This is a genomic window from Bradyrhizobium sp. WSM2793 (assembly GCF_000379585.1).
Lineage (GTDB): Bacteria > Pseudomonadota > Alphaproteobacteria > Rhizobiales > Xanthobacteraceae > Bradyrhizobium.
This window is the reverse complement of record NZ_KB902774.1, coordinates 154,620-166,834: the sequence shown is the minus strand read 5'-3', so window position 1 is coordinate 166,834 and position 12,215 is coordinate 154,620. Positions and strand designations below refer to the sequence as shown.

The window sequence follows — 12,215 nt, the reverse complement described above, 5'->3', positions numbered from 1 at the left end:
CAGTATTCCAGAGACGCCTGACGTTCCCCGAGAGGCCGCGGCGTACTGGATCCCCCGCCTTCGCGGGGGATGACAGTTGTGTGTAGGGAAACAGCGTGCCTCACCAGCCCAGCAATTCCGGCTTGCGCGGCAGCTCGACGGTCTTGACCTTCTCGAGCTTGATCGTGCCCTTGGCCATGAGGTCGTTGAGGTCGCCGTCGGTCGCGCCCGAGACCTTGGTGCGATAGAGATCGACCTTCAGCGTGCCGCGATGGTCCTTGTCGGTCCAGGTCGAGGGATTGCAGACGCCTTCCATGCCGGCCGGAACCCAATCCTTCTTCTGGTAGAAGCCCTTGGCGACGTTGTCTCCGGTGGCGCCGCCGTTCTTGGCAGCCCAGTCGATCGCCTCCTTCATGTAAAGCGCCGAGCAGACCGCCGCGACGTAGTGCACGGGACGGTAGACCTTGCCGCTGGCGTCGGACATCTTCGAGATCTCCATCAGCGTCTTCATGCCGGGCGCATCGCCGCCCCAGCTCACCGCGGTGCGCAAGGGGAAGATCACGCCGTTGGCGGCGTCTCCGGCCGTCTTGGCGGCGTTCTCGTCCATGCCCCAGACATTGCCCATGAACTGGATCTCGACGCCGGCAGTCTTGCAGGCCTTCATCACCGAGATGTTGGAGGCGGCGGTGTTGCCGAGATACGCGTAGTTGGCGCCCGAGGATTTCAGGCTCAGGCACTGGGCGCTGTAGTCGCCCGGCGCGAGCGCGAACACCAGCGGCGGCAGCACCTCGAAGCCGAGCTCCTGCGCCATCGCTTCACCGGCGGCCTTCGGCGCGTTCGGATAGGGATGGTTGGCGCCCATGTGCACGAATTTCGGCTTGCCGGACTTGCCCTTGGCCTTCCAGTCCTCGGCCGCCCACATCAGCATCGCGCGCAGCGAGTCCGAATAGCTAGGGCCATAGAAGAAATTGTAGGGCGCGGGCTTGGCCTTGCCGCTGACGCCCTCGGGGTCGGTGAGGGCGGCGGCATAGGAGCCGGACATGTCGGGAATCTTGTCCTGGGCGAGGAAGCCGGTCAGCGCCTCGGTGTCGGCGGTGCCCCAACCCATGATCGCGGCGACCTTGCTGTCCGGCGCCGACCACTTCTTGTAGAGCGCGATCGCGCGCGGCACCTGGTAGCCATAGTCGTTGGTGTCGACGTTGATCTGCTTGCCGCCGACGCCGCCGTTCTTGTTGACCCAGGCGAAGGTGTCGGCGACGGCCTGGCCATAGGGCGTGCCGACGTCGGAGGTGCCGCCGGAATAGTCGGCGAGGTGCCCGATCGCGATCTGCGCCTGTGCGCCGGCCGAGAATGCGGCGATCGCGACGGCGAGCGATGCGGTGCTCAAAAAGGATTTCATCGTCATGGGTCGGTTCCTCCTGTTTATTGTTTAAGTGAAGTTGCCCGCGCTCAATGCGAGAACGGGTAGAGTTTCCAATACGCCTTGATCTGCCGCCAGCGATGCGCGAGCCCGTCGGGTTCGAACATCAGGAAGGCGATGATGATCACCCCGATCGCGATCTCGCGCAGGAAGGTGATGTTGGTGTTGAGCGATAGCGCCTTGTCGATCGCGCCGCCCTTCAAATAATGGCTGATGAACTCCATCCCTTCGGGCAGCAGCACCACGAAGGCGGTGCCCATCAGCGTGCCCATGATCGAGCCGGTACCGCCGATGATGATCATGGCCAGGAACAGGATCGAGCGCTCGATACCGAAACCTTCCTGCGACACCACGAGCTGGTAGTGCGCATAGAGCGCGCCGGCGATGCCGGCGAAGAAGGCGGCGAGCCCGAACGACAGCGTACGGTATTTGGTGAGGTTGATGCCCATGATCTCGGCCGAGAGATAATGGTCGCGGATTGCCACCAGCGCACGGCCGTCGCGGGTGCGCATCAGGTTGGTGACGAGGATGTAGCTGAGCAGCACATAGGCCAGCACGACGTAGAAATACTGTTTGTCGCCGCGCAGTGTGTAGCCGAAGATCGAGAACGGGTTGGCGCTCGCCGGCACCGAGCCGCCGGTGAACCATTCGGCGCGGGAGAAGAAGTCGAGCAGGATATACTGCGCGGCCAGCGTCGCGATGACGAGATAGAGCCCCTTCAGCCGCGCCGCAGGGATGCCGAAGATCAGGCCGACCAGCGCGGTGACGACGCCGGCGAGCGGGATCGCGAAGAACACCGGGATCGGCGCGTTGTTGGAGATGTAAGCCGAGGTGAAAGCGCCGAGCAGGAAGAAGGCAGCATGCCCGATCGAGATCTGGCCGGTGAAGCCGACCAGGATGTTCAGCCCGAGCGCCGCGATCGAGAAGATGCCGATCTGGATCAGGATGCTGAGCCAGTATCCGCTGAAGAATTGCGGCGCGAGGCACAGCAACAGCACGCCTGCGATGGCGAAGTTGCGGCTGGTCGTGGTCGGGAAGATCGTGGTGTCGGCCGCATAAGAGGTGCGGAAATCACCAGCAGGAATGAGGGCAGGGCCGGCCATGGGTCAGATCCGCTCGATGTCGTGGGTGCCGAACAACCCATAGGGCTTGATCATCAGCACGATGATGAGGACGTAGAACGGCGCGATCTCGTAGAGATTGCCCCAGTGCAGGTACTCGCTGTCGACATACTGTGCGACGTTCTCGAGCAGGCCGATGATGATGCCGCCGAGCACGGCGCCGCCGACGGAGTCGAGCCCGCCGAGGATCGCCGCCGGAAACACCTTGATGCCGTAGGCGGCAAGGCCCGAGGACACGCCGTTCACGACCGCAACGACGACGCCCGCGACCGCCGACACCGTCGCCGAGATCGCCCAGGCCATCGCGAACACGCTTTTCACGGAGATCCCGAGCGATTGCGCGACCTGCTGGTTGAACGCGGTGGCGCGCATCGCAAGGCCGTATTTGGAGGCGCGGAAGAACCAGGCCATGCCGATCATCATGGCGACGGAGACCACCAGGCTCATGACATAGACGGTCTGGATCTGTAAGCCCAGCAAGCTGACCGACTGGCTCTCGAACACGCGCGGGAACGGCTGCGGATTGACGCCGAACATCCATTTCAGCGTTGCCTGGAGCACGGTGGAGAGGCCGATCGTCACCATGATCACCGAAATGATGGGCTCGCCGATCATCGGCCGCAGGATCAGCACCTGGACCGCGATGCCGAACACGAACATGAACACCAGCGTCATCGGCATGCCGATCCAGAACGGCACCTGATATTTGGCAAGCAGCGCCCAGCACACCCAGGCCCCGACCAGCAGCAATTCACCTTGCGCGAAGTTGACGACCTGCGTCGCCTTGTAGATCAGCACGAACGACATCGCGACCACGCCATAGAGCGTGCCGACCACGAGGCCGTTGACCAGGAGCTGGATGAGGAAGGCGGTGTTCATGTCGGTTGACCCAGCTCGTCATTGCCGGGCTTGACCCGGCAATCCATCGATGCGGAAGGAAGATTGTTCGGAAGAGGATGGATGCGCGGGTCAAGCCCGCGCATGACGACCATTTGTTTCACTCCGCAGCCTCCGCCATGTGCCCATGTCCGCCGAGGTCGACCACGCGCAGGGTCGTCCGCACGCGCTGGGTGGTGCCGTCCTGGAAGCGGATCACGGTGTCGACGGGGATGTCGGCATCGCCGCGGTAGATGGCATCGATGATGCCTTCGTATTTCTCGTTGATGACGCTGCGGCGCACCTTTCTTGTGCGGGTGAGCTCGCCGTCGTCGGCGTCGAGCTCCTTGTAGAGCAGCAGGAAGCGCGAGATGCGCTGCGCCGGCGGCAGCGTGGCGTTGACGGTCTCAACCTCCTTCTGCAGCAGCGTATAGACCTCCGGCCGCGAGGCGAGATCGCTGTAGGTCGTGAAGGAGAGGCGGTTCTTCTCCGCCCATTTCGAGATGATGGAGTAGCGGATGCAGATCATCGCCGCGAGCGCATCGCGGCCGGCTCCGAGCACCACGGCTTCGGCGATGTAGGGCGAGAACTTCAGCTTGTTCTCGATGAACTGCGGCGAGAAGCGCTCGCCGCGCGAGGTCTCGGCGAGATCCTTGATGCGGTCGATGACGACGAGCTGCTGGTTCGCGTTGAAATAGCCGGCGTCACCCGACAACATCCAGCCGTCCTTGATGTCGGCGACGCTTGCCTCCGGATTCTTGTAGTAGCCGAGAAACATGTTGGGATGCCGCACCACGATCTCGCCGACGCCGTGGACGTCGGCATTGTCGATGCGGATCTCGACCTGGTCAGACATAGGAACGCCCGTGGTGTCGGGATCGACCTTGCCCTCGGGATGCAGCGTATAGGCCCCGAGCAGCTCGGTCTGGCCGTACAGCGTGCGCAGCGGCACGCCCATGGCCTGAAAGAACTTGAAGGTCTCGGGCCCGAGCGCCGCGCCGCCGGTGGCAGCCGAGCGCAGCCGGGTGAAACCGAGGCGGTCGCGCAGCGCCCGGAACAGGATCGCGTCGGCAAGGCCCGAGCGCTTGCCGTGTTCGAGCGCGGCGAGGCCACTCTTCATGCCGACGTCGAACAGGCGCTGCTTGAGAGGCGTCGCGTCCATCACCTTGGCGCGGACGTCGGCGGCGATCGATTCCCAGACCCTGGGGGCAAAGAGCACGAATGTCGGCGCGATCTCGCGCAGATCGTTCATCATCGTGTCGGGCTCTTCGACGAAGTTGATCTTCATCCGGCAGAGCAGGCCTTTGCCGAGCACGTAGACCTGCTCCATGATCCACGGCAGCGGCAGCACCGAGACGTATTCGTCGTCCGGGCCCTTGGGGTCGAAGGCAAGATAGGTCGCGCAGTGGCCGAGCACGCGTCCGGCGGCGAGCATCGCGAGCTTGGGATGGGACGTGGTGCCAGACGTCGTGCAGAGGATCGCGACGTCCTCGCCCTTGGTGGCATCGACCAGCCTGTCGTAGAGCTCCGGCTCCCGCGCGGCACGTGCCCGGCCGAGCTCGGCAAACCTCTCCGCCGACATCAGCCTGGGGTCGTCATATTTCCGCATCCCGCGCGGATCGGAATAGATGATGTGCTTCAGCTTCGGCGCGCGGTCGGCGAGGGTGAGCAGCTTGTCGACCTGCTCCTCATCCTCGGCGAAGACGAGCTGCGCCTCGCCATAGTTGAGCAGATAGGAGGCTTCCTCGTCCAGCACGTCGCGATAAAGTCCGAGGCTGAGGCCGCCGATGGCGTGCGTCGCCACTTCCGCCGCCACCCAATCCGGCCGGTTATCGCCGATGATGCCGATGACGTCGCCGCGGCCAAGGCCCATTTCGAGAAGACCGAGCGCAAAGTCGCGCACGCGGGTCTGGTAGTCGCTCCAGGTGAACAGCCGCCAGAGCCCGAGATCCTTCTCGCGCAATGCAATTTCGTTGCCGTGCTCCTTCGCATTCAGCCGGAGCATCTTCGGATAGGTGTCGGCCTGCGCGACGCGCCCCGCGTAATCCATCATGCCGCGCTCTCCTGCGCGGGTGCAGCGTCATCAGGGTCGACCAGTACCTCGTCTTCTTCACCAAGATAGGCCCGCCTGACGTGAGGATCGGCGAGCACCGTCGCCGGATCGCCTTCGGCGATCTTCTTGCCGAAATCCAGCACCATGACGCGGTGGGAGATGTCCATCACCACGCCCATGTCGTGCTCGATCATCACCACCGTCATTCCGAACTCCTCGTTGAGATCGACGATGTAGCGGGCCATATCCTCCTTCTCCTCGAAGTTCATGCCGGCCATCGGCTCGTCGAGAAGAATGAGATGCGGCTCCAGCGCCATGGCGCGGGCGAGCTCCACGCGCTTGCGCAGGCCGTACGAGAGGGTGCCGGCGGTGGCCTTCCGCACCGACTGGAGGTCGAGGAAGTCGATGATCTCCTCGACCTTGCGGCGGTGCTCGAGCTCCTCCTTGCGCGCGCCGGTGAGCCAGTACAGCGAGCCCGTGAGGAAATTGTTCTTCAGGAGGTGGTGGCGGCCGACCATGATGTTGTCGAGCACGCTCATGTGGTGGAACAGTGCCAGGTTCTGGAAGGTGCGGCCGATGCCGAGCGAGGCGCGGGCGTTCGGCGTCAGGGCGGTGATGTCGCGGCCCTGGTAGAACAGCTGGCCTTCGGTCGGCTTGTAGCGGCCGGAAATACAGTTCACGATCGAGGTCTTGCCGGCGCCGTTAGGGCCGATGATCGAGAACAGCTCGCCCTCCCTGATGGAGAAGCCGACGTCGGTCAGCGCCCGGACGCCGCCGAATCGCAGGGACACGTCGCGCACTTCAAGACTGGTAGCCACCAAACGAAACCCTCCCGGTGATGGCGCTTTTTAGCGGCGCTCTTCGTCCGTTCCTGCCCAGCGATCCTAGTACGGCGGTGCCGGTGAGGCCATGCAGCAGATGGTCTCGACCGGAGCCGCGCCACTCTCGTTCCCGTCAGGGATCAAAAGCCGCATCGTCCGAGGTGGTCCTCAATAGGGGAAAGCGCTATTTTGAAATGTCTCGCGGCTGACAATTCTGCGACAAAGTTTGCCGGGCGGCGGCGGCCTTCATCTTTCGTCGGATGGCGGTTGGAATCATCATGCTGCAATGCAGCAGAAGACGGAGTGACGAAACGGTGCGGCTGGCCGCGAGATCATGATTTCAGAAGATCAACTGAAGCGCGTCGCCGCCTGGTCGCGCGAGCTCACGCAGGCGGAGATCGAGGTCGCGCGCGCCGGAATTACGGAGCGGTCCTACGGCACCGGCGAGACCGTGTTCATGCGCGGTGATATTTTTGGCTACTGGGCCGGCATGGTGGGCGGCCTTGCCCGCATGGGCGGGGTCTCCAGGGACGGCAAGGAGACCAGCCTCGCCGGGCTGACGGCAGGGGCCTGGTTCGGCGAGGGCAGCGTGCTCAAGAACGAGCCGCGCCGCTATGACGTGGTCGCGCTGCGCGATAGCCGCGTCGCGCTGATGGAACGCAGCGCCTTCATGTGGCTGTTCGAGAACAGCGTCGGCTTCAACCGATTTCTGGTGCGTCAGCTCAATGAAAGGCTCGGCCAGTTCATCGGCATGCTCGAGGTCAACCGCACCCTGGATGCCACCGCGCGCCTCGCCCGCAGCATCGCCTCACTGTTCAATCCGATCCTCTATCCGGAATCGACCGCTCATCTGGAGATCACCCAGGAGGAGATCGGTGCGCTCTCCGGCATGTCCCGCCAGAACGCCAACCGCGCGCTGAACCGGCTCGAGAAGGAGGGGCTGCTGCGGCTCGAATATGGCGGCGTCACCATCCTCGATATCGAGCGGCTGCGCGGGTATGGCGATTAGGCGGTCATCGCGCGTTGGCGGGTGCGTGCACCGGCCATAGATCGGCGCGCCAGCGGATCGCGATCGCCAGCATCGCGATGAAGCCGGCGGCGGCATAGAGCGAACCCGTCGCGGAATAGCCGATGACGTCGATCAGGCTGCCGGCCGCGAGCAATCCGATCGGCAGGCCGTAGATCACCATCATGCGCACGCCCATCACGCGGCCGCGAAGGTGTGCGCTTGCGGTGCGCATCAGGATCACGGCCGCCGAGATCATGGACATGCTCTGGGCGATGCCGGCGAGCACGAGGCAGGCCATCGCCACCGGCATGGTCCTGATCTCGACGAATACCAGCAGCATGGCGTACCAGGCCAGCGTCGCGCCGATCAGAAGCCGGGCAATGCGCAGTCCGCCGACCAGGCTGAGCGTGATGGAGCCGATCAGCGAGCCGACGGCGAAGCTCGCCGAGAGGTAGCCGAGGCCGGTCTGGTCGGTATGAAAGATTTCTCGGGCGATGTAGGGCAGCAATCCGCCGGTGAAGGGAAATGCGGTGAGATTGGCCAGGAAGGCGACGCACAGCGCCGCACGCATTCCCGGGCCACTCCAGGCGTAGACGATCCCTTCCTTGAGGTCTCCCAGCAGTCGCGAAACGGCATGGCTATTCGCCGGAAGATCGCTCGTGGTGACCGTCCTCTTCGGCCGGGTCAGGCAGAGCATGAGAAGCGCGGCCACGAAGTAGAGACAGGCGATCGCCACATAGACGAGGCCAATGCCGAGGACGGCGAACAGGCCGGCGCCCGTCAACGCTCCGGCGATGCGCGCGCTGTCCTGGGTCGTGCGCGCAACGCTGATCGCGCCCACCAGCTGCTCGGCCGGCATGATCTCGGCGAGCAGCGCGCCGCGGACGCCCAGATCCGAGGGACGAATCAGGCCCATGACCGCGACGATGATCATGACGCTCAGCGGCGACAGATGACCGGTCAGCGCCAGAACCATGATGGTCGACGAGAGCACCGTATAGGCAAGACGCATCGCGACCAGCAGATCGCGATGGCCCATGCGGTCGCCGATCATGCCGAACACCGGCGCGACCAAGGTCCCGACGAACTGGAGCGAGGCAAGCACGGTCAGCAGCAGCACCGAGCCGGTCTCGACCAGGATGTACCAGCCCAGCACCAGCGTCTCGACCTCGAAAGCCCAGGAGGTGAGCAGGTCGGACGGCCACTGGAAGCGATAGTTGCGGATGCGGAATGGCGCGAGCGCCGACGCCCGCGTGGCTGCGCTCAAGACGCGATGACGCGTGTCACGGCGAATCCCTTGCCTTGTTGTTTCTTCTTTCGGATCAGCAACGTAGCGTTGGCGACGCGCGTGTCAATCGGACCCGCCGCATGCTGCCATGCATGGCTGCATCAGCACGGCCGCCCGCGGGCGCGTGACCGTCCGTACGAATGTCGTCCCCTGGTTTCTGCGATCGGTTCGTCCATGGACGCAGGAGGCGGTCATAGTGTCTTCATCTTGCTGTGGCCCAACAGGTCGCGGGCGCGGGGGGATCGGAGCGATCGCAGCATGTGGATAGGGTGGCCGAGGTTTGCCGCGCAGTCTTTTTGTTTTGTACTTCTCGTAAGCGTCATGGTCTCGCCGGTGCAGGCGGGGTCGCAAGACATGTTGGCGCTGATGCAGCGCATTACGGCGCTGGCGAAGGAGGGCCGCTATGGCGAGGCGGTCGGCTTTGCCAGGAAGCTCGTCGTTGAGGCCGAGAAAAGCACGGGGCGACAATCGCCCCTGACCGCGACCACGCTCGTCGTGCTGGGTCAGGCGCTCCAGACGAAAGGCGAGACCGCTGAGGCCGAAAGCGTGCTGAGGCGGGCCCTCGTCATTCGCGAGAAGAGCCTTGGTCCCAATCATCCCGATGTCGCAGCCGTGCTCGCTACGCTGGGCCAGATCGAGCTCGGCCAGAACCGGCTCGGCGATGCCGAACGCGACATGTCGCGCGCGATCGCCATCGACGAGAGCGTGCTGGGCCCTGACCATCTCACCACGGCGCTGGCGCGGATGCAGCTCGGCAATCTCCGTCACCGCCAGTTGAAGGAGACCGAGGCGCTCGATCTGTTCAACCGTGCGCTCGTGGTGTTCAGGAAATCTCCGGGACAGGCTGACATCATGATCCCGGTGACCTTGAACAACATCGCGGAGGTCAATCGGGCGCAAGGGCGGTTGCAGCAGGCCGAAGCGAGTTTTGCCGAAGCGCTTGTGCTTCAGGAGAAGCAGCATGGCCCGGACAGCATCTATCTGACGGCGACGCTCAACAATCTCGGCGAGCTCCGGCGGGCCCAGGGACGGCTCCCGGAGGCAGAGCAATTGGCCCGGCGGACTTTGGCCATCAGGGAGAAGGCGCTCGGACCTGATCATCCCGATGTCGCCGCGAGCCTCAACAATCTGGCTCTGGTGTTCTCGCGCGAGGGCCGGGACGCCGAGGCCGAGGGGCTGCTGACCCGCGCGCTCGCGATTCAGGAGAAGGCCGTCGGCATAGCGCATCCGAACGTGGCGACGGCATTGAACAACCTTGCGGAGGCCTGGGCCCATCTCAATCGCAAACAGGAGGCGGAGCAGCTGTTCCGCAAGTCGCTGGCGATCCGCGAGAAGGCGCTCGGTCCGGCGCATCTGGATGTCGCGATCGCGCTCGACAATCTGGTGACGCTGATGAGCGAGGCCGATCGTTACGCCGAGGCCGAACCGTTCGCGCGCCGGTCGCTTGCGATACGCGAGGCTGCGGTCGGGCATTCTCACCCGCTGGTCGCCAACAGTCTCAACAATCTGGCCGTCATTCTGGACAGCACCGGCCGGCCGCAGGAGGCCGAGCCGCTGCTGAAGCGCGCGCTGGATATCCGCCTGCGCGCTCTCGGCGAGCAGCATCCGGATGTGGCCAACAGCTTTGCCAATCTCGGCGCCCATCATATCGATTTGAAGGATTGGCAGCAGGCCCGCGACGCCTTCGCACGCGCGGTCGCGATCCAGAACGGCCGCCGCGCCGCCGAGCAGGAGAGCCGCGGCGATGTGAAGGTCCATGACGAGACCAATCCCTATCCCGGACTGATCGTAGCCGCCTATAATCTCGCGAGCGCCAATGCGGGGCAGGCCGGCGCGTTGCGATCGCAGGCGTTCGAGGCGGCGCAATGGATCGGTGACGAGCAGGCTGCGCGGGCAATCGCCGGCATGTCGGCCCGCATCGCCGATGGCAGCGGGGATCTCGCCGCGCGCGTCCGCGAGCGGCAGGATCTCGCCGCGCAAGCTGTTGCGACCGACAAGATGCTCGTGGCGGCGATCTCGCAGGCGGATGCTGCGCGCAACCCGGCGGCGGAGCAGGCGCTTCGTGCCAGAGCCTCAACCATCGCAGGTCAAATCCGGGAATTGGATCGCACGATCGCTGCGCAGTTTCCGGACTACGCAGCGCTCGTCACCAAGGCGCCGATTGCAATCGAGGATGCCCAGAAGCAGCTTCGTCCCAACGAGGCGATGTTGCTGTTCACGACGACGTCGCGCGCCACCTTCGTCTGGACCGTGACGCGCTCGGACGTGCGCTGGCATTCGGCGGATCTCGGCGAAAAGCAACTCGATGAGGCCGTCGGCGCCTTGCGCTGCGGTCTGGATACGGATGCATGGCTGGACAAGGCGTCCACATGTCCGCAGAAGCTCGGCCGCAAGACCCCGCTTGGGGCGGACGAGCCATTGCCGTTCGACCAGGAGCGCGCCTTTGCGCTCTACCAGGCGCTGCTCGGGCCTGTCGCGCGCGACATCGACGGCAAGGAGCTGATCCTGGTGCCGTCAGGCCCGCTTGCGACGCTGCCCTTTCAGGTCTTGCTGACCGAGAAACCGGCTGCCGGCCAGGACCTCGCGAAGGCGCCCTGGCTGGTCAAGCGATTTGCCACCACAGTGCTGCCCTCCGTCTCCAGCCTCAAGGCATTGCGGCAGGTCGCACGCAAGAGCGCGGCGTCGAAACCGTTTCTCGGCGTCGGCAATCCCGTGCTCGACGGCGATGGCCGCAGCGATGTCGCGATGGCGCGTGCCAAGCTGGCGCGCCAGATCCAGACCTGCGCCGCTATTCCGACGCAGACGACCCAGGTCGCACAACGGAGCTTGCGCGCCGTGGACGCGCTGTCGGGCGGCACGGCGGACATCGTCCAGCTCAGGCGGCAGATGCCGCTGCCGGAAACTGCGCTCGAACTGTGCGCGGTGGCCAGCACCTTTGTGCCCGTCAAAGGCGACGTCGTCCTCGCCGGCGACGCCTCCGAGACCAGGATGAAGGCGCTCGGCCAAAGCGGCGATCTCGCGAAATACCGCATCCTGCATTTTGCGACCCATGGCGCGCTTGCGGGGCAGGTGCGTGGATCGATCGAGCCGGGACTCATCCTCAGCCCGCCAGCGGCGCCGACGCCCACCGATGACGGCTATCTCTCGTCGTCGGAGATATCCGGCCTCAAGCTCGATGCCGATTGGGTGATCCTGTCGGCCTGCAACACCGCCGGAGGGCAGGCCGCCAATTCGGAGGCCTTCTCCGGTCTTGCGCGGGCGTTCTTCTATGCCGGCACGCGCGCGCTGCTGGTGTCGCACTGGGCGGTGAACTCCGACGCCGCGGTCGCCATCACCACCGGTACGATCGACGCGATGAAGACGCATCCCGACATTGGCCGCGCCGAGGCGCTGCGTCGTTCGCTCTCGGCACTGATCACCAAGGGCGGCGTCAGCGCGCAGCCCGCAACTTGGGCGCCCTTCGTGCTGGTGGGGGCCGGCGCGATGTAGCCGACCAGCGCGCCGGCGCGCGCTGAACCGGGATGAGCGAAGCCGCGCTCGCGGCCGTTAACCAACCACCGCTTGCTCTTCCTGCACGACGAGCCCATGCTTGCCAGGTTGCTGGGCCCATCGGACAGGTCCAGTAGACCGCGTCATCGCGGCTTCCGC

8 protein-coding genes are annotated in these 12,215 nt (G+C 64.9%); 2 read left to right on the top strand and 6 right to left on the bottom strand.

Features of this window, described 5'->3' with window-relative positions; genetic code table 11:
* Positions 1–100: 100 nt before the first annotated feature.
* The 5 genes from A3AS_RS0109855 to A3AS_RS0109835 form a co-directional block, all read right to left on the bottom strand.
* Positions 101–1,384, bottom strand: a complete 1,284-nt coding sequence (locus A3AS_RS0109855; protein ID WP_018317430.1) for an ABC transporter substrate-binding protein — start codon at positions 1,382–1,384, stop codon at positions 101–103.
* Between the two features lie 44 nt (positions 1,385–1,428).
* Positions 1,429–2,502, bottom strand: coding sequence for a branched-chain amino acid ABC transporter permease (locus A3AS_RS0109850; protein ID WP_018317429.1), 1,074 nt, complete (start codon positions 2,500–2,502; stop codon positions 1,429–1,431).
* Between the two features lie 3 nt (positions 2,503–2,505).
* The gene (locus tag A3AS_RS0109845) at positions 2,506–3,399 is read right to left on the bottom strand and encodes a branched-chain amino acid ABC transporter permease (RefSeq protein ID WP_018317428.1); all 894 of its coding nucleotides are present in this window, start codon (positions 3,397–3,399) and stop codon (positions 2,506–2,508) included.
* Between the two features lie 118 nt (positions 3,400–3,517).
* Positions 3,518–5,449: a long-chain fatty acid--CoA ligase gene (locus A3AS_RS0109840; RefSeq protein WP_018317427.1), complete on the bottom strand. Its 1,932-nt coding sequence runs from the start codon at positions 5,447–5,449 to the stop codon at positions 3,518–3,520.
* On the bottom strand, positions 5,446–6,267 hold the full coding sequence (locus A3AS_RS0109835; protein ID WP_026201847.1) for an ABC transporter ATP-binding protein: 822 nt from the start codon (positions 6,265–6,267) through the stop codon (positions 5,446–5,448). Before A3AS_RS0109835 ends, A3AS_RS0109840 begins: the two co-directional genes overlap by 4 nt.
* Positions 6,268–6,604: 337 nt before the next feature.
* Between A3AS_RS0109835 and A3AS_RS0109830 the strand changes: the two genes are divergently transcribed.
* Positions 6,605–7,279, top strand: coding sequence for a Crp/Fnr family transcriptional regulator (locus A3AS_RS0109830; RefSeq protein WP_018317425.1), 675 nt, complete (start codon positions 6,605–6,607; stop codon positions 7,277–7,279).
* 4 nt (positions 7,280–7,283) lie between these two features.
* Here A3AS_RS0109830 and A3AS_RS0109825 read toward each other — a convergent pair whose 3' ends face one another.
* The gene (locus A3AS_RS0109825) at positions 7,284–8,546 is read right to left on the bottom strand and encodes an MFS transporter (protein ID WP_018317424.1); all 1,263 of its coding nucleotides are present in this window, start codon (positions 8,544–8,546) and stop codon (positions 7,284–7,286) included.
* A gap of 375 nt (positions 8,547–8,921) precedes the next feature.
* Between A3AS_RS0109825 and A3AS_RS43350 the strand changes: the two genes are divergently transcribed.
* Positions 8,922–12,056, top strand: a complete 3,135-nt coding sequence (locus A3AS_RS43350) for a CHAT domain-containing tetratricopeptide repeat protein (RefSeq protein ID WP_198293689.1) — start codon at positions 8,922–8,924, stop codon at positions 12,054–12,056.
* Positions 12,057–12,215: the final 159 nt, after the last annotated feature.